The organism is Thalassotalea sp. HSM 43, from assembly GCF_004752005.1.
Classification (GTDB): Bacteria; Pseudomonadota; Gammaproteobacteria; order Enterobacterales; family Alteromonadaceae; genus Thalassotalea_A.
On record NZ_CP038493.1, the window covers coordinates 2,970,383 to 2,989,070 of the forward strand.

The 18,688-nt window shown below is 43.0% G+C and carries 19 protein-coding genes; 14 read left to right on the top strand and 5 right to left on the bottom strand.

Going from position 1 to position 18,688, the window contains the following annotated elements; all coding sequences use genetic code 11:
• The first annotated feature begins 40 nt into the window (after positions 1-40).
• The 3 genes from ffh (at position 41) to E2K93_RS12920 (ending at position 3,506) form a co-directional block, all read left to right on the top strand.
• Positions 41-1,426, top strand: a complete 1,386-nt coding sequence (ffh, locus tag E2K93_RS12910) for a signal recognition particle protein (protein WP_135439493.1) — start codon at positions 41-43, stop codon at positions 1,424-1,426.
• A gap of 170 nt (positions 1,427-1,596) precedes the next feature.
• Positions 1,597-2,703, top strand: coding sequence for a hypothetical protein (locus E2K93_RS12915; RefSeq protein WP_135439494.1), 1,107 nt, complete (start codon positions 1,597-1,599; stop codon positions 2,701-2,703).
• Between the two features lie 128 nt (positions 2,704-2,831).
• A complete protein-coding gene (locus E2K93_RS12920; RefSeq protein WP_135439495.1) occupies positions 2,832-3,506 on the top strand; it encodes a protocatechuate 3,4-dioxygenase in 675 nt (224 codons plus the stop codon).
• Between the two features lie 75 nt (positions 3,507-3,581).
• On the opposite strand, the gene E2K93_RS12925 is transcribed toward E2K93_RS12920, so the two are convergent.
• Entirely contained in the window at positions 3,582-4,547 is a 966-nt protein-coding gene (locus tag E2K93_RS12925; protein ID WP_135439496.1) for a DMT family transporter, read from the bottom strand.
• Between the two features lie 248 nt (positions 4,548-4,795).
• On the opposite strand from E2K93_RS12925, the gene rpsP reads away from it, so the two are divergent.
• From rpsP to rplS, 4 genes are read left to right on the top strand one after another with little or no spacing between them, the layout of a single operon-like run.
• Complete coding sequence (gene rpsP, locus E2K93_RS12930; RefSeq protein WP_135439497.1) at positions 4,796-5,038, top strand: 30S ribosomal protein S16; 243 nt, start codon at positions 4,796-4,798, stop codon at positions 5,036-5,038.
• A 35-nt stretch (positions 5,039-5,073) separates the two neighbouring features.
• Positions 5,074-5,595, top strand: coding sequence for a ribosome maturation factor RimM (rimM, locus tag E2K93_RS12935; RefSeq protein WP_135439498.1), 522 nt, complete (start codon positions 5,074-5,076; stop codon positions 5,593-5,595).
• 4 nt (positions 5,596-5,599) lie between these two features.
• The gene (trmD, locus tag E2K93_RS12940) at positions 5,600-6,355 is read left to right on the top strand and encodes a tRNA (guanosine(37)-N1)-methyltransferase TrmD (RefSeq protein WP_135439499.1); all 756 of its coding nucleotides are present in this window, start codon (positions 5,600-5,602) and stop codon (positions 6,353-6,355) included.
• A gap of 36 nt (positions 6,356-6,391) precedes the next feature.
• Entirely contained in the window at positions 6,392-6,742 is a 351-nt protein-coding gene (gene rplS / locus E2K93_RS12945) for a 50S ribosomal protein L19 (RefSeq protein ID WP_135439500.1), read from the top strand.
• Positions 6,743-6,951: 209 nt separating this feature from the next.
• On the opposite strand, the gene E2K93_RS12950 is transcribed toward rplS, so the two are convergent.
• Entirely contained in the window at positions 6,952-7,224 is a 273-nt protein-coding gene (locus tag E2K93_RS12950) for a DUF2845 domain-containing protein (RefSeq protein ID WP_135439501.1), read from the bottom strand.
• Between the two features lie 438 nt (positions 7,225-7,662).
• Here E2K93_RS12950 and acs point away from each other — a divergent pair, with 438 nt between their 5' ends.
• On the top strand, positions 7,663-9,603 hold the full coding sequence (gene acs, locus E2K93_RS12955) for an acetate--CoA ligase (protein WP_135439502.1): 1,941 nt from the start codon (positions 7,663-7,665) through the stop codon (positions 9,601-9,603).
• A gap of 112 nt (positions 9,604-9,715) precedes the next feature.
• On the opposite strand, the gene E2K93_RS12960 is transcribed toward acs, so the two are convergent.
• Positions 9,716-10,693 (bottom strand): helix-turn-helix domain-containing protein, encoded by a 978-nt coding sequence (locus E2K93_RS12960; protein WP_135439503.1) that lies wholly within the window; start codon positions 10,691-10,693, stop codon positions 9,716-9,718.
• A 120-nt stretch (positions 10,694-10,813) separates the two neighbouring features.
• Between E2K93_RS12960 and E2K93_RS12965 the strand changes: the two genes are divergently transcribed.
• From E2K93_RS12965 to E2K93_RS12985, 5 genes are all read left to right on the top strand, one after another.
• Positions 10,814-12,187, top strand: coding sequence for a serine hydrolase domain-containing protein (locus E2K93_RS12965; protein ID WP_135439504.1), 1,374 nt, complete (start codon positions 10,814-10,816; stop codon positions 12,185-12,187).
• Positions 12,188-12,268: 81 nt separating this feature from the next.
• On the top strand, positions 12,269-13,054 hold the full coding sequence (locus E2K93_RS12970; RefSeq protein ID WP_135439505.1) for a hypothetical protein: 786 nt from the start codon (positions 12,269-12,271) through the stop codon (positions 13,052-13,054).
• A gap of 392 nt (positions 13,055-13,446) precedes the next feature.
• Positions 13,447-14,529: a 3-deoxy-7-phosphoheptulonate synthase gene (locus E2K93_RS12975; protein ID WP_135439506.1), complete on the top strand. Its 1,083-nt coding sequence runs from the start codon at positions 13,447-13,449 to the stop codon at positions 14,527-14,529.
• Positions 14,530-14,549: 20 nt separating this feature from the next.
• On the top strand, positions 14,550-15,677 hold the full coding sequence (gene tyrA / locus E2K93_RS12980; RefSeq protein ID WP_135439507.1) for a bifunctional chorismate mutase/prephenate dehydrogenase: 1,128 nt from the start codon (positions 14,550-14,552) through the stop codon (positions 15,675-15,677).
• Positions 15,677-16,207, top strand: coding sequence for a thioredoxin family protein (locus E2K93_RS12985; protein ID WP_135439508.1), 531 nt, complete (start codon positions 15,677-15,679; stop codon positions 16,205-16,207). Before tyrA ends, E2K93_RS12985 begins: the two co-directional genes overlap by 1 nt.
• Here the strand turns inward: E2K93_RS12985 and E2K93_RS12990 are convergent, their stop codons facing one another.
• Positions 16,208-16,645 carry a hypothetical protein gene (locus tag E2K93_RS12990; RefSeq protein WP_135439509.1) on the bottom strand — a complete coding sequence of 146 codons (438 nt, stop codon included), beginning with the start codon at positions 16,643-16,645 and terminating at the stop codon, positions 16,208-16,210.
• 21 nt (positions 16,646-16,666) lie between these two features.
• Positions 16,667-17,455: a hypothetical protein gene (locus tag E2K93_RS12995; protein WP_135439510.1), complete on the bottom strand. Its 789-nt coding sequence runs from the start codon at positions 17,453-17,455 to the stop codon at positions 16,667-16,669.
• A 174-nt stretch (positions 17,456-17,629) separates the two neighbouring features.
• Here E2K93_RS12995 and E2K93_RS13000 point away from each other — a divergent pair, with 174 nt between their 5' ends.
• Positions 17,630-18,688, top strand: a complete 1,059-nt coding sequence (locus E2K93_RS13000; RefSeq protein WP_135439511.1) for an efflux RND transporter periplasmic adaptor subunit — start codon at positions 17,630-17,632, stop codon at positions 18,686-18,688.

Sequence of the window (18,688 nt, forward strand, 5' to 3'; positions counted from 1 at the left end):
TCTGCAATGTCAGACTTAGCAATGAGCAAGAAAGAAATTTATGTTTGAGAATTTATCTGACCGTTTATCGAAAACGTTGAAGAATATCAGTGGCCGTGGTCGCCTTACTGAAGACAACATCAAGGAAACGTTGCGTGAAGTGCGCATGGCGTTACTTGAAGCTGATGTGGCACTTCCGGTTATTCGTGAGTTTGTTGCCAAAGTTAAAGAGCGCGCAGTTGGCCAAGAAGTCAGTAAAAGTTTAACCCCAGGCCAAGTATTCGTAAAAATCGTTCGTACTGAACTTGAATCGGCTATGGGTCAAGCCAATGAGCAGCTTGATTTAAAAGCGACACCACCAGCGGTCATCTTGATGGCGGGCTTGCAAGGTGCCGGTAAAACCACCTCTGTTGCCAAACTCGGTAAGTTTCTAAAAGAGCGTGAAAAGAAAAAAGTGTTAGTGGTCAGTGCTGACGTTTATCGTCCAGCAGCGATCAAACAGTTGGAAACCCTCGCCAATGAAATTGACGTAGAGTTTTTCCCAAGTGACATTAGTCAAAAGCCGAAAGCCATTGCCGATGCGGCGATAGCGCACGCTAAAAAACAATTTATAGACGTTGTTATTGTCGATACCGCAGGTCGCCTGCATGTCGACGGCGAAATGATGGACGAGATTAAGGAATTGCATGCCAGCATTACGCCGGTAGAAACCTTATTCGTTGTTGATGCCATGACCGGTCAAGATGCTGCCAATACGGCGAAAGCGTTTGACGATGCATTGCCTTTAACCGGTGTTATTCTTACCAAAACTGATGGTGATGCACGTGGCGGTGCGGCGTTATCTATTCGTCACATTACCGGTAAGCCGATTAAGTTTTTAGGTGTTGGTGAGAAAACCGACGCATTAGAACCATTCCACCCTGATCGCGTTGCTGGTCGTATTCTTGGTATGGGTGATGTTTTGTCACTTATCGAAGAAGTCGAGCATAAAGTTGATAAACAAAAAGCGGAAAAGTTAGCGAAGAAGGTAAAATCTGGTAAAGGATTTGACTTAGAAGACTTCCGTGAGCAGCTGGTGCAAATGAAAAGCATGGGCGGCATGATGGGGCTAATGGATAAATTGCCGGGCATGGGCAATATGTCAGAACAGGTAAAAGGCCAGTTAGATGATAAACTCACGGTTCGTATGGAAGCCATCATCAATTCGATGACACCAGCTGAACGAGCCCGACCTGATATCATCAAAGGTTCGCGTAAGCGTCGAATCGCTGCGGGTTCTGGAACGCAAATTCAAGACGTCAACAAGTTGCTTAAGCAGTTTACGCAAATGCAGAAGATGATGAAAAAAATGTCTGGTAAGGGCGGTATGCAGAAAATGATGCGCTCAATGAAAGGCATGATGCCACCAGGTGGCGCCGGTGGTATGGGCGGAATGTTCCGCCGATAATGAAAAAAATGACGAAAAAGCCAGATTTATCTGGCTTTTTTATTGTGCTCAACCCGCCCCTTGGTTAATATCGTTTTAGTACACTTGTATATGTAACCTAGCTCGAGGTTAGCATGCAGTGAAAATTGTTTTACGTTTTAGCGAACAATAATAATAAAGGGAAATCGTTCGTGCAGTTCATCAAGTCTTTATTCTGTTTACGTGGTCACGATAATGCCGACAGGTTTTTAACCTTGTCTTTGAGTGCGTTATTTGGCGGCTTTTTTATCAATGCGTTACTGTTAGAGTCAACGGTCGCGAAAGTCGTCTTTGCGATTTTGTCTTTCGCCATATTTTTCACCTCAGCGATACGTCGTTGCCGTGACAGCGGCATGCGTTCATATAATGCCATTGCCGTATCAGCGGTCATGTTACTCACCTTGCTGATTGTTAGCTTCATTGACAGTAAGCTAAGTCTGCTGAGTGTATTATTACCTCTTTTATTAAGTTTGTTTTTATTTGCTCGACCATCACAGCAAGCGCGTATCTATATTACCGGTTACCAAGGGCCAGTCGATTTGACTGAGTTAACCAAAATTGAGCAAAACGAACGTCAACAGGTGAATCGCCGAGTTGAACCAAGTTTATTTGGTGAATCGTTAGACGCTGACGATGCACACGCTGCTGCTCAAGCACAGCAAGTCCCTGTGACCACCTCATTACAAGCTAAATTGGCAAAGAATGATTTTGCTGAGTTGTTACAGCGCTGGATGCAGCATAATCATGGCGCGACCAAGGCCATTGTTGCTATATCGGCGCTAATGGCAATCAGCTCTGTTGCGTTACCAATGTTATTGTCGACAACGACCGAGCAAGTGGTGGTCACTGAGCAGGCGCAACAAGCGAATAAAATGGTTGTTGCTGCCAATACTCAACGAGCGCATAAATTGTCGATGCCAGATGATTATTATCTGTTACTTGATGATAATCACGGTTTGATTATCCACTGGAAAGCGGATCGCACCACAGATGGTGAAATATGGTCGCAATTAACCGCTCAAGGTGATGATAGTTGTCAAATAATCGAATTTAATAAAGGCGATAAAATCCGAACCATAAACGTTACCGTCGAAAACAGTGGTGATTACTATGCTAACTTCTCGCCATTAGACAGTGCAAAAGTTGTTAGCTTGTTAGCACGTCGCGGCAATTTTGGTTTATGTGGTTATAACTTTTCATTAAAAGGCTCACAAAAAGCACTTAACTCGCATCCTGAGTATATTGATTGGGCTAATTAAGCCTATTTATAGCGTCAAAAAAAGCCGTTATGTGATATCGCATAACGGCTTTTTTATGATAAAGATCAGCAAATTAATCTCGTTGGACTAATATTAATAAGCACCAGTAACCCCTGCAAAGGTGCATCATGAGTGACCCAACCAAGCCAGGCGATAAACGTACAACATTAAAGTTAATCGCATCGGTAGCCAGTTTGTCGGTACTGGCTCAAGCCAAAGCATCACCGTTTGAACATTCCACACCATCACAAACCATGGGGCCATTTTTTCCTGTCGCTCGTCCACTTGATAGTGATATGGACCTGACTCAAGTTAAAGGTAAAGATGGTGTCGCCAAAGGACAAGTGATTGAACTAAGTGGCCAAGTGGTTAACAGTGAAGGTAAACCCGTAGCTAATGCGGTGATTAAAGTTTGGCAAGCCAATGTCAATGGGCGCTATGATCATAAGGGTGATATAAATCCTGCGCCACTGGATCCAAACTTTCAGGGCTATGGCGAGCAAATCACCGATGAACAGGGACGCTATCGTTTTAAAACCATTAAACCGGGGGCTTACCCAATAAACCCTGTCAACCCTGATAATGTACGTCCTCCTCATATTCATTTTGATGTGGCAGGCAAGGTCGATCGCTTAGTGACGCAAATGTATTTCCCGGATGAGCCGGGTAATAAAGAAGACATCATCTTTAAACGTTTAGGTGACGGGCAAAAGCTTGTGGTCGCGTCGCCGGCAAAAAATAGCCCTGACATGGCGAAAGACAGCATTCATTTAAATTGGAATATTGTCTTACCGCATGGTTAATGAGTTAAATTACGCAGATAAAAAAAGGCGGTAATTACCGCCTTTTTAGTGGATAAGGTTTTAACGGTTTGGTTATTACAATCGCACCATACGTTTTAACGAACGAAACTTTTCTTTGGTTAAGATTTTATTACCCAATGCCGTTAACATCGAGCCGGTTACCACCAGACAAGCACCGATATACGCCAAGCCGTTTAATTCTTGTGCAGAGAACAGGTGTGGCCATATAGATTCAGCGATGGTCGCAAACAACACGGTTAATAATGGCGTAATAGCCAATACCGCACTTACTTTGCTGGCAGGCCAATACTCCATTGCTTTGGCAAACGTGCCATAGGCCACTAAGGTATTAGCACAGCAAAACAGCAACAATAATAAAGCCACAATATTTAAACTACCGATATCCGCCGGTGCTGACAGTGGCAAAAAGAATAGGCTAGAGAAAAGATAGATAAACCACATGATTTGGTTTGAGCTAAAGTGGTTAAGCATCTTCTTTTGTAATATGGCGTAAATAGCCCAGGTCGATGAGGCGCCAAGCATAATAATAAAGCCAGTAATAAAGTCATCATTAGCAATATCTCCAGCTTGACTGAATTGCTGGTTAAAGAACAACAATAAGCCACTGATCAAGACAACCGAACCGACCATTTGTCCGCGAGTAAAACTTTCCTTTAAAAACACAACAGAACCAATCAGCATCATAAACGGTGCCATTTGAATTAACATCTGCGCGGTTTCAGCAGGCACAAAGTACAGTGATGATAAATACAGTATGTAGTTTAGCGACAAAAATATGGCGGCAAAAAATAAACGTTTAAACAAACCTTTGTTTTTGAAAATCGCCGTTGGGATATTTTTATTGTTGTACAATATGAAAGAAACAAAGACAGCAGCAAACAAAAAGCGGTACATAGTAATGGTATAAGAGTCCATTAATTGCAAAACGCTCATTAAGGCTAACGGCAGTAAGCCCCACATGACTGCGGTAACCAAAGCTAACAGCAAACCTGTCATGTTATTACTAGATGATGCCGACATCGATGTAGTGTCCTGTTAAAAGGGGATCTGTTAATATATAGGCTTAATTATGGATAAACCTGTAAACGGAGCGCGATTTTAGCGCAGAAATTGTGGTTTAGCCCGAATTTTTTGGAATAATTTAGTCGATTTTTTCTATTAAGGTTGCATTTTCCCTGTAAAAGCGTAAAATCTGCGAGCTTTTCCAACCCTGTGGGTTAGGAAAGTGTCTGGAAAATTCGTTTTATAACTTACATATAGAGGACGGTATGGTAACCATTCGTTTAGCTCGTGGTGGCGCTAAGAAGCGTCCATTTTATCAAGTAGTTGTCGCTGACAGCCGCAACTCTCGCGATGGTCGTTTCATCGAGAAAGTTGGCTTTTTCAACCCAACTGCACAAGGCAACGCTGAGAAGCTTCGTTTAGACCTAGATCGTATCAACCATTGGGTTGGTCAAGGCGCTAACGTTTCTGATCGTGTAGCTAAGCTAGTTAAAGACGCGCAAGCTTAATTAACTGGTCATTGTTGAGAGAGATTTAGATAAAGATGGAAAACAACGTAATCCTTGGAAAAATTGGTGCCGTTTACGGTATTAAAGGTTGGTTGAAGATTCATTCTTATACTGAAAATCCTGAAGCAATATTTGAATACAGCCCTTGGGTGTTAAATCTCAATGGCAAACAACTAAACGTCGAAATCAGTGAATGGCGCCGTCATAATAACGGTTTAATCGTCAAATTTGCTGATATTAGTGATCGCAATGATGCCCAGTTACGCACTGGTGCGGAAATTACGGTAACAGGTGACGTTTTGCCAGAACTTCCGCAAGGCGAGTTCTACTGGCGTGATTTGATCGGTATGGATGTGGTTAATGAGTCGGGTTATAACCTTGGCAAAGTAACGGACATCATGGAAACCGGTTCTAATGATGTATTAGTTGTTAAAGCTAATCGCACTGATGCGTTTGGCAAAAAGGAACGTTTGATTCCTTACTTAGAAGACCAAGTGATTAAAGATATTTCACTTGAGTCTAAACAGATTAACGTGGACTGGGACCCAGGTTTCTAACTCAATGAGTGAAAGTAAATTACGGATAGAGGTGATAAGCCTGTTTCCAGAAATGTTTACTGCAATCACTGAGTCTGGGGTGACTGGTAGGGCGATTCGTAAAGGCCTGATTGATTTTAATTGTATCAATCCTAGGGACTTTACCCATGATCGACATCGTACTGTGGATGACCGACCTTATGGCGGTGGCCCAGGGATGCTGATGATGGTTCAACCTTTACGTGATGCGATTCATGCGGCCAAATCGGCAGCAGGTGATGATGCTCATGTGATTTACCTATCACCGCAGGGACGAAAGCTTGACCAGGCGGGTGTACGTGAACTGTCTCAACATAAAAAGCTGGTATTAATTGCTGGCCGTTATGAAGGGATAGATGAACGATTGATCGAGTCAGAAGTTGACGAAGAATGGTCAATCGGCGATTTTGTGTTAACCGGTGGTGAATTGCCAGCGATGACCTTAATCGACGCGGTAGCACGATTTGTGCCCGGTGTATTAGGACACAATCAATCAGCTGAACAGGATTCATTTTCTGATGGCTTACTTGATTGCCCACATTACACCAGGCCAGAGGTATTAGATGATAAGTCTGTACCAAAAGTGTTGCTAAGCGGTAATCACCAACACATACGTCAATGGCGCATGCAGCAGTCATTACAGAGAACTTGGACTCGACGTCCTGAACTTTTAGAAAACCTAGCTCTGACTGAGGAGCAGGAGACAATGTTAAAAGCCATTAAGGCCAAACATAACTCTTGATCGGTTCGGTGTAATCTAGGAAAAAAAGGTAATATTATGAGTAATATCATCAATGCTCTTGAACAAGAGCAAATGAAAAAAGACGTACCAGCGTTCGGCCCTGGTGACACTTTAGTAGTTAAAGTAAAAGTTAAGGAAGGCGACAAAGAACGTCTTCAGGCTTTTGAAGGTGTTGTAATCGCTAAGAAAAACCGCGGTTTGCATTCTTCTTTCACTGTTCGCAAAATCTCAAACGGTGAAGGTGTAGAACGTGTATTCCAGACACACAGCCCGTTAGTAGCGGAAATCGACGTTAAGCGTCGCGGTGATGTACGTCAAGCTAAACTTTACTACCTACGTGAACTTTCTGGTAAGAAAGCGCGTATCAAGGAAAAGTTGGCTAAGTAATTTATTACTTACTCATAAAAAAGGCTGCCCACGGGCAGCCTTTTTTGTTTCTGTAGTTATTTGCCAGTTATTTGCCAGTTATATGCGCACACAAGACTACCGAAATAGCGCCAGAATAACAGTACGAATGTTCGGAACTTGATTAGATTGCAATTCGCTCATTACAGCCTTTGAGTATAACTGTTTGCCACAAACTCAATAACTAAACTCTATCGTAACTCTTCTATTTTTACTATCTTGCCTTGCTTTACGGTAAACACCATCGGCGCTTTATTAGGTAATGTGTAATACATTCTTTCGACTAACTCTTCAGAATCGCCTGAAATTTTTTCAGAACTTTTTGGCGCTCCACATCGTTCAAGCAACATAAATTTATCATCTGAAACTCGTACAAATTTAGATCCGCATTGCACCGCTTTTATTGTCGCCGCTTGTACACTAAACACAAAAGTTGCTAATAATAATAAACTTATCGTTTTCATTCGAATTTCCTTTTATTTTTTTAGTTACTTGTTAGCTGCACTTGATAAAAACTGTGATGCTATTGATGTTCATCGCTTGAACTTACAGCTGTTAGCAGATAGTCGTCTGTTTTGTTATCTCGTTAATATTAAAGTTATTCAATTATAAATCAATGATTTATATAGGAGAATGGCGGGGGAGTTGGAGTGCATATTGCTCAAACAGCCTTCATAGGTACGTAGTTGCGTAATGCTGATATTTTGCAAAAATGTTAAATAAATAGATGACAGCGCTGTCATTTTGTGTTTTTATTTGTCCTATTAAGTCAATTCTATAGGCGAATTTGCGGAAAAGGTGTATAACTTAGACAGTAAGCATCTTGCCTTTTGGCCCTAATTGATAGTTAAATAAATTAGTTAAATAAAGTAAAAATTATTCTAATAAAACCAGGCAACACTATGAATCCATTACAAAAGTATTATCCAGTAAAAGATGTGGCAGCAAGCCGCAGTTATCTTGACGCCGACACCTATAAAGCCATGTACCAGCAATCTATTGAAGATCCCGACGGTTTTTGGGGCGAGCAGGCGAAACAGCACATCGACTGGTTTACGCCGTTTGAGAAAGTCAGCTCAGTGGACTTTCATAGTGCCAATATTAATTGGTTTGAGGGCGGTAAATTAAACGTCAGCTATAACTGTATTGATCGTCACTTAGCCAGCAAAGGTGAACAAACAGCGATCATCTTTGAAGGTGACGAAGTTGATGATACTCGTCACATCAGTTACAACGAACTGCACCAACAGGTGTGTAAGTTTGCCAATGTATTAAAAGCTCGTGGCGTTAAAAAAGGCGACCGTGTTTGTATCTATATGCCAATGGTGCCTGAAGCCGGTTATGCCATGTTGGCTTGTGCTCGCATCGGCGCCGTGCATTCTGTTGTGTTTGGTGGTTTTAGTAGCGAGTCCATTAAGTCTCGCATTCTCGATGCGGATTGTCAGGTGGTGATCACCGCCGACCAAGGTGTTCGTGGTGGCAAAATTATTCCATTGAAAGCTAATGTTGATGCCGCTGTCGCCGATTGTGCCAATGTTCATTCTGTAATCGTTGTTAACCGTACCGGCGCCGATGTTGCCTGGAATGATGATATTGACGTTCGTTACGATGACATTGTGAAAACCGTATCTGCAGAGTGCGAACCTGAGGTAATGGACGCCGAAGACCCGTTATTTATTCTCTATACCTCTGGCTCGACAGGCAGTCCGAAAGGGGTACTGCATACCTGCGGTGGTTATATCTTGTATACCGCGATGACGCACAAATACGTGTTTGATTATCGTGATGGTGACATTTACTGGTGTACGGCAGATGCAGGCTGGATCACCGGTCACAGCTACGTGTTTTATGGGCCTCTTGCCAATGGCGCAACCACATTAGTCTTTGAAGGTGTGCCAACTTACCCTGATGCCTCACGCTGTTGGGATATGGTTGAGCGTCATAAAATCAATGTGTTTTATACCGCACCTACTGCGATTCGCGCGTTAATGGGCTTAGGTGATGACTTTGTCAATGATAAAGACTTATCGTCTTTGCGTTTGCTTGGCACCGTTGGCGAGCCGATTAATCCAGAAGCATGGCATTGGTATTATGAAATTGTTGGTAAAGAAAAATGCCCAATTGTCGATACTTGGTGGCAAACCGAAACCGGTGGTGTACTGATCACCTCTTTGCCTGGTTCTGCTGGCAGTAAACCTGGTGCCGCAGGCTTGCCATTCTTTGGAGTTAAGCCAGCCATTATCAATAAAGAAGGTGAGATTCTTGAAGGTGAAGCCCGTGGCGGTTTGGTGATGTCAGGCAGTTGGCCTGGCCAAATGCGCACTGTGTATGGTGATCATCAACGTTTTCATCAAACCTACTTTAGCCAATTTGACGGTTATTATTTTACCGGTGACGGCGCACAACGCGATAGTGATGGTTACTACTGGATCTTAGGTCGATTGGACGATGTACTGAACGTATCTGGCCATCGCTTAGGTACTGCTGAAATCGAAAGTGCATTGGTGTTACACCCAGCTGTTTCAGAGGCGGCGGTTGTTGGCTACCCACATGATATTAAGGGCCAAGGTGTTTATGCGTATGTCACGTTAATGCAAGGTGAACAAGAAAGTGATGCGCTAATCAGTGATTTAAGAGCGTTGGTCGCAAAAGAGTTAGGCAGCTTCTCTAAACCTGATTTGATTCAATATGCGCCGGGGTTACCTAAAACACGCTCAGGTAAAATAATGCGTCGTATTTTGCGTAAGATTGCTGAGAACGAGTTAACAAACTTAGGTGATACCACAACGTTAGCTGACCCGAGTGTTGTTGAAAACCTGATTGAACAACGTCTGATTCGTTAGTGCTATATACGCTCGCTGTGTATGAAAAAACCGAGGCTTAGCCTCGGTTTTTTTATGATACATGTTTTTCTTGCAGGCATTTTACATGCCTTTATCGATAAAATTCGCTGATTCAATTGCCAATAAGTGAGCGTCGATATGCCGGCGCCGTTGTCCCTGTCCATTTTTTAAAGGCTCTATTGAAGTTACTCAGATCGTTATAGCCGACTTGCCAGGCGATATCATCAATGCTGTATTGCGCGTCTGCTAATAACGCCAGTGCTGTATCGCGTTTTGTTTGCTCTTTGACGTCTTTAAAGGTGATATCTTTTTGCTTGAGGTTGCGCTGCAATGTGCGTGAGGTCATACCCAATCTATCGGCAAACCATTCGATACTAAACCAAGGCAGTGTCGCGTAGGTGCGAATTAATTTGACCATGGCATCGTGCCAGTTTGGGGTGTTATTGACGACATTATGCAGCGGATAATCATCGTTCAGGTCAATGCTTATCGCGCCAAATAAATAACCAAATTGTATCTCTGACTGCTTAAAGTGAATAGGTAACCTGTCTTGGTTTTTATCTGATGAGATCAGCTTAGCTTTGTCTGGTCGCCATGCTTGGCCTAAATATTTTCGGCAAAAGTTAATAAGCGCCAAGGTGCGAAACCACTCGGCTTGTTCAAATCCCGGTAGGGTTGGCCGATATGCGCTGCGATGGCATAACCAGCATTGTTGTTCAAATCGCTCGACCCATATGGTTACGTGGTTGCTGAGCTGAGGCATTTCATCGATTAGCGTTGATATGCCCTGAATTAATGATTGGCATTGGTCGAGTTTTTCATCCAACTCAACGGATAAATGACGAACCGTGACCAAACGGCCAACATCAATGGCAACTTGATAACCATAATGTCGATCGATTGCGGCAATAAAATTTAATAAGTCTCTGGTTGGTAACCAGTTATCCGTTGCCATTAAATCTAACGGCAACCGACACTCCTTTGCCAAAGCTTGCCAGTCGAGTTTATGGCGCTGGCAGTAGTCTATAAACGGCTTAATGTTAACCGTCGACGATATCAGCAATTGGCTCGTTGCAGCCGTGGATTTCATATAGCTCCTTGTCGACATATTCTGCCAAGCCAGATGTCAATGCATAGCAAATGTCGTGAAATGACCTAACGATATCAGTGTAGCTCAATATAATGTGCTCAACTTATTTAGGAGACCATTATGAACATCAAACGTTTATCACTACTGACATCAATTATTGTCGCATCAAGCTCATTCTTTATTGTTAAAGCACTGGCTGAACAAAACCCAATGGAGGCAGCGCTGCAAGTCGATGGTGCCAAAGTCAACCTCAGTGTTGAAGCAGCAAAACATGCTTACACGCCAGAGTTTATTGATGCAGCACGTGCAAATTTCAGTAACTTTCACTGGCAAATGGGTGGCGATCACGCCTTGTATTACAACATGCACATGAACGAGTTTATGCCAACGGCTATCGCCTCACCACATGTTGATTACAAGCCTTTGCCAAGAAACATTAATGCCGAACTTGACGATTTAAAAGTGCAAACCAGTGCTAAAGGCGAAATGACAATGGCACAGTACTTAGCTGATCCACAGTTTCGTACCCAAGGCTTTATGCTCATTCACAAAGGTGAGGTGGTTTATGAAAGCTACCCGGGTATGAAACCAAGCGATCGTCATATCTGGACTTCGGCAGCAAAAACCAGCGTAGGGCTAGTGGTCGCACAACTTGTCGATGAGGGTAAGATCGACCCACAAAAGCCGGTGCCGGTTTATGTACCGGAGCTTAAAGGCACGGTATGGGAAGATGTCAGGGTGTTAGATTTACTAAACCACACCACAGGTTTAGACAATGAAGAGACTTTGCAATCTATCTTAAATCCAGACTCCCCTGTGGTGCGCTTTTTTGCCGCTGGATTTGGTTCGCCAAGACATTCCACAGGACAAGTGGAAAGCTGGATGGATGTTGCTTTAGATACCGAGAAACTGCCCGGCGAAAAAGCAGGCGAGCATTTTCGTTACGCCTCATTGAACACCACGGTATTAACGCAAATGGTCGAGAATATTGAAAACACCAGCTGGGTTAAAGTATTTGAAGATCGTGTGTGGAGCAAAATGACCGCCAGACAACCGGCGTTGTTTAACCTAACACCAGATGGCATGGCGCTGCCTGTAGGCTTGATGTCTACCACATTGGAGGACATGGCGCGTTATGGCACGTTGTTCACCCCAAGTTGGCCTGCGGTGGCCACTGAGCAAGTGGTATCGGCAGATGTGTTGCACACCATTAAAACAAGTGGTGACGAGAAAACCCATGAAAATTCATCTAAACAGTTAAGTTCTGTCGGTATCTTCAATGAAATGACATCGTCACAGTCTTATCAGTTTGATTTTATTTTCGCTGATGGCGCCATTGGTAAAAGCGGCAACTTGGGGCAATTCCTATACATAGACTCAGATAGAGACTTTGTCGGAGTGGTGTTCTCAACCAATCCTTACCATTCGGGCTTTGGTGAAAGTAAGGCGCCAGCACTAATGCGCTCAGCAGCCAAACAACTCGCTGGTAAGTAAGGCTCTTATCACCTTAGAACGTCAATTCTAACCGTTATTTAACTCGCTTCAGGGACGAAGCACTTCTTAAGCTTTTTAATTATGAAACAATTTACTTTATTGGTGCCTATGGCACTGCTTTTCGCTGCGCCTGTGTTGGCAACGCAAAGCAAGGAAATCGATCCCGCGGATGTGACTAACGTCTATACCCAAGGCGCTATTATGCTAAACGGCAGCTCTGATACGCAGCTGCAAGGGCAATTCTCTGGCAGTCTCGAAGATGGACGTCAATTTGCCCTGTTAGGCGAGCTAACGTTAACCGATGAACAAAACGTTGCGCAGCGCGACGATAATGAGTTTGGCACGCGCTTTAGCGCTGGTCGTTTGCAATATTTTCATGTGTTTGATGCCAACAGTGAAGATATTCCCAAGGTCGGCATCTCTGTTGATTACATCAAAACCAATAGCGAGATAAAAACCGACTTATTATCAATTGGTGGTGTATTTGCCATTAATCCAGAGCACACCTCTGGTTTATTGCTATACCCAAGGTTTGGTCTAACCACAGGCACCATGAAAGTGAACGGTGTCTCCGACGGCTATGACGATGTCATGGGGTACTCTTTGAGTGTCATAAGCGCAAAATACCTTGGTACAAATGGCGCCTATGTAACGGTTGTCCCTGAGTGGCAAGACTTAACAGGTGATGATATCGACATGCACAGTTTATCGGTAAAAACCTCACTGAATGTGCCTTTAAATAAAGGCCGAAGTTGGTGGCTAAATACCCGCTACGATGTCAGTAAAACCGAAGTGGATGTATTCAATCGTAGTGTCCCAAGTGAATGGCAAACCCAAGCCTGGATAGGTGTGCGTCATTACTTCTAGTGAACGCATCGATAAGTTCTCACCGGGCAATTATCTTGTTCAAGGTGGGAACTTACCGGTAATTAATCGCTTTTAAATGGGCATTTGTCGCTTTTGTTATAAAAGATAACAAATTGTTGAAAATTAGTACTTGCCAAACAGAAGCCATAGCTGTTACAAATAACTGCATAGGGCAGCAAGTAATCGCTGAAACCACAAAACAGCGGCCTTGCATTATTTTTTTCTTTTTGCGATAAAAGTATGACACTACTAGCAATTTCTTTTCGATATTATCGCTACACCTATCTTTATTACTAGAAACATCTGGTAACCCTTGCCTTGCCCGGCAGATAAAAAACACACTCGCAACACCTAACAAACACACATTAAAAAGAAACTGGGATCATTTTATTATGACGACGCAAACGATTAAGCTTAGCGATATTCACGTTAACTCCGAAGAAGTACTGATTACACCTAATGCGCTAAAGGCGAAGTTACCGCTTACTGACGCGAACCGTGAATTCATTTTGCAAGCAAGACAAAACATCGCCAACATCATTCACAAGCAGGACCATCGCTTATTGGTTATCTCTGGTCCGTGTTCAGTGCACGACGTGGATGCGGCAAAAGAATACGGTCGCAAGTTAAAAGAATTGCATGACAAGTATCAAGACAGTTTGTATATCGTTATGCGTGTATATTTTGAGAAGCCAAGAACCACTGTCGGATGGAAAGGCCTGATTAACGATCCAAATATGGACGGCAGCTTTGATGTCAGCAATGGTCTTGAAACCGCTCGTGAATTGCTGATTTACTTAACCGAGCTTGGCTTGCCTTTGGCCACCGAAGCATTGGATCCAATTTCACCACAATATATGGCTGAGTTATTCAGTTGGTCGGCCATAGGGGCGCGAACCACAGAATCGCAAACGCATCGTGAAATGGCCAGTGGTTTGTCGATGCCAATCGGCTTTAAAAATGGTACCAATGGCTCGTTAGATGTGGCAATTAATGCTATGCAATCAGCGGCTTCATCACACCGTTTTATGGGCATAAACCGCGAAGGTCAGGTGGCCTTAATTAAAACCTCGGGTAATCCAGATGGTCACGTAATTTTGCGTGGCGGTAAGCAACCAAATTACGATTCTGTTAATGTCTCGTTATGTGAGCAGCAATTGCAAAAGGCCAATTTACCTCAAGCTTTAGTGGTCGATTGCTCGCACGCTAATTCAAGCAAAGATCATAATCGCCAACCTTTGGTGGCGGATAATGTGGTTAATCAAATTTGTGAAGGTAACCTTTCTATCATAGGCTTGATGTTGGAAAGTCACTTGCATGAAGGCAATCAGAGTACTAACCTGCCTAAGCACCAATTAAAATATGGTGTATCGGTAACCGATGCATGTATTGACTGGCAAACAACTGCAACCTTGATGGACAATACATACCATAAACTGCGCTCGGTATTACCTGAGCGAATCAGTGGCGAATAGACTACGAGTAATCTGCAAATATGAAGGATTTTGAACAGCGACTAGGGCAATGTCGCGACGAAATAGACCAAATAGACAAGCAATTGCTTGAACTATTGGTCAAACGTCGTCAGGTGACCAAGCGTGTTGGCGAATTGAAAAGCCAAGTGGGTATGCCAATTTTTGCCCCAGAGCGTGAGCAACAGCTGTTAGACAGTTTAAAACAACGAGCCGACGCCAAAGCAATAAACCCGCAATTGGTTGAAGACGTATTTCGTCGCATTATGCGTGATTCTTATAAATCGCAAGATGAACAAGGTTACCGCTGTGTAAATCCCGACATCAATAAGGTCGTCGTCATCGGTGGTGGCGGCCAATTAGGCTCGGTATTTGTTGATTTATTTACCCGCACTGGCTATCCGGTGCACATTATTGAAAAACACCAATGGCAGCAGGCGAAAGCGATATTGATGGATGCCGACTTGGTTATCGTTGCGGTGCCAATCAACATCACCGACGAAATCATTAAGCAATTATCTTATTTGCCAGAGCAATGTATTTTGGCGGATATAACCAGTATCAAAGAGCAGCCTTTGGCGGCCATGCTTGCGGTGCACAAAGGGCCTGTATTGGGCTTGCACCCGATGTTTGGTCCTGGTGTAACCGGTTTTATCAAGCAAACCATTATTATTTGTCATGGTCGTATGGCCGATAAATACCAATGGCTATTGCAGCAGTTTCAGGTTTGGGGCGCGAATAATTATCAGGTAGAGGCCGCAGAGCATGACAATGCCATGGCCATGGTTCAGGTCATGCGACATTTCTCTACCGCCTGTTACGGTTATCATTTAATGCATGAGCAGGCAGACTTGGAAAAGTTGTTGGCGATGAGTTCACCAATCTATCGTTTGGAGCTTGCAATGGTAGGGCGCTTGTTTGCTCAAGATCCCCAGCTTTACGCTGATATCATATTTTCCAATGCAGATAATGTCGCCATGATGGAACGTTTTATTGACCGTTTTCGTGATATGCTTGTTGATGTTAAAGCCAATGATAAACAAGGCTTTATTGAAAAGTTTAATCAAGTGGCGAATTGGTTTGGAGACGATGCCAAAGCGTTTCTTGAAGAGTCATCGATAATGTTAGATAAAGCAAAAGAGCGTGAATAATGAGCGAGCAAGAAGATAATAAAATTGGTTTTTTAAGCAAATACAAAAAGCAGATTATGGCACTTGCCATCATCGCTTGGATTGTGTTCGCCGCGGCCTTGTATATGGATGAATCTTTTGCTGGCGAGCATGAATCAACGGGACCAATTTCAGCCAAGGTGTTGCTAGAGCAACAGCCTGAATTTGCTGAAAACTATCAAAACTATACACCGTCAGAAACAGAATTAACGGCTGTTGCCGAGATTGCTGATAATGTCAGTATTGATGTTTACTTTGGTTCATGGTGCCATGACAGCCAACGTGAAGTACCAAGATTTTTAAAAGCATTTGTCGATTCACCGGCAAAGATTCGTTTAATCGCATTGGATACTAAAAAGTCTGATGCTCACGGTGAAGCTAAAGCGGCTAACATAAAGTTCACGCCGACTTTTGTGGTTATCAAAGATGGTCAGGAAATTGGCCGTGTTGTGGAAAGACCAAAGACGACCAATGGTGAAGATATTCTTGCTATTTTTGCCCAAGCAAAATAGCTAATCCAACTCATTCAGTGTGCTCAGAACTTCTGAGCGCACCTCTTCTATCGCTTTATTAACCTGCTCGTTACTGTCTGACTTGGTTTCTAAATGCTGCCAATGATCACCCCATAGATTGTGCAACTGTGCCGCGTCGCTTTCTACGGCGACATTAACTGTTTTTGATAAATCATTGATATACAAAACAAAGCGCCAGCCACGAATGTTATCCAGTGGGGTTTTATCGTAATACGCACTGTCGACTAAAAGTTGCAGATCGGCCAGTGATTTAAGTATTTCAAACGACGAGGTTCTGACATTACGGTTATGTTCGGTAACTTCATTACGCCAGGTATTATAAGACAAAGAGGTGATAGCAATAATCATCGAGATTATTGCTATCATGTGCTGTTTAATTTGTTGGCCAAAACTTTGTGTTTTGTTATTGGACGTCATAACGGTTGCCAGAATAACGGCTTAACTGCCTTGCTTTTCCGGTTCTTCATCTTTGCTTTTACCGCGCAACTTATCGAGGAAGCCCTTGGTTTCTTTTTCAACTTTGTCTTTTAATTGCTGCTTCGCGGCCTTTTCGAACTGCTTTTTCGTTTCTTTGCTGATTTGACTAAACACTTCTTTGGCAACCACGGCGCCAATTTGGCTCGCCGGCAAACCTTCGCTACCGCCAATATTACCGAGCTTAGACGCTGGAATTTCAACGTCCATGGTTTTACCGTTAACTTTGGTTAAATCAAGCGTTAAGGCGATACCTGCCAATTCCAAGTTAGAGATGGCAATGCGCTTTTCTTCGCCTTGCTTGGCAGGGCGATCAGTTTGTACATCTTCATTAGGCTGGCCATTTTTATCAAACTTACTGTTGATAATTTTCATCAAGTCACTGATGTTGTTACTGCCATCTTTTTCAAATTCAACAAACACTTGCGGGTCAATTAATTTAACCGACTCCAATACGATAGGTTGCTTGGTGATGGTTTTTAGGTCGATATCTAACGACACTTCGCCAAGATAAAAAGCATTTTTTTGCTGATACTTACTTGGGTTATTAAAGGCGATACCGTAAATACCGCCAAAACCTTGGGTAAGTTTTAAATCGACCTTATCAACGGTCACGGTATTTTCGGTCAGTTTGCTGCCGACGATTTCAATTTGACTGCGAATAAAACCATTCCAGTCGACTGAGGCGAGAAACCACAACACACCACCAAAGATCAACAACAAGGTGGCAGCTACAATTGCAAGTTTATTCATAATTTTCCTAAGCTTAGTTAACACATTTTATATCTATGTTTTTATTATAGACATGCTTGCGTTTTATTTAACCTGAAAAATGTGTAATTCAACGTTTAGAAATCGTATAGGGATGTAAATTCGTATATAGTGCCGCTAATTTAACCTAGCTGTAACTTTGGATATCTGATTTTCATGGAAAATAATAAAATTTCGCGTTGGCCGATTATATTTCTAGCGCTCGTTTTGATTGCCTTACTAGCCTACATTAATTGGCCACAGGAGCAAAACAAGGCATCTCGTGGTGCGCGTATTATTAATGTCATCACCACACCGGTTGTGATGGCCGATTTCAGTGACGAATTTGAAGCATTGGGTACCGCCAAAGCCAACGAGGAAGTGGTATTAACCGCACAGTACACTGACATTATTAAGTCGGTGCATTTTAATGACGGTGATGAAGTTAAAAAAGGCCAGATATTGGTCGAACTGTCTAAAGATGAAGAAGAGGCAAAAATTGCTGAGTTGCAAGCCAACTTAGAAATTGCTGAAGCGCAATTATTGCGTTACCGCGAACTATTAAATAAGGGCGTTGGTTCGGTATCACAACGTGACGAGCAAAAAGCCAAGGTTAAAGCATTAGAAGCACAATTAAAAAGTGCGCGAGCGATACTCTCAAATTTAACCATTAAAGCGCCTTTCGACGGGCAACTAGGTTTTCGTCAAGTCTCGGCGGGTGCCTTGGTCTCACAAGGCGAAGAAATCACGTCCCTTGACGATATAAGCACAATCAAAGTCGATTTTAATATTCCAGAGCGTTTTATCAATACCATTGAATTAGGTCAGTCAATCAGTGCCAGTAATATTGCTTTCGCTGACAAATTGTTCGTCGGTAAAGTGACCGGTATTTCACCACGTGTTGATGCGGTAACTCGTACCGTACAAATTCGCGCTGAAATTCCAAATGCACAAAAACAGCTACGACCGGGCATGTTGATGAGCATCATTTTACAGCGTGATGTTGAGCAGTTATTGCAAATACCTGAAAGTGGCATTATTCCTTTTGAAGATAAGCACTTTGTGTTTATCGCCCGTGACGGTGTGGCTAAAAGAATTGACGTGGTTATTGGTCGTCGTAAACCGGGTTCCGTTGAAATTCTCTCGGGCATTGCTGAAGGTGAGCAAATTGTTATTGAAGGTGCGTTGAAATTGCGCGATGGCGCGATGATCAAAACGCAGCTGGATACGGAGTAA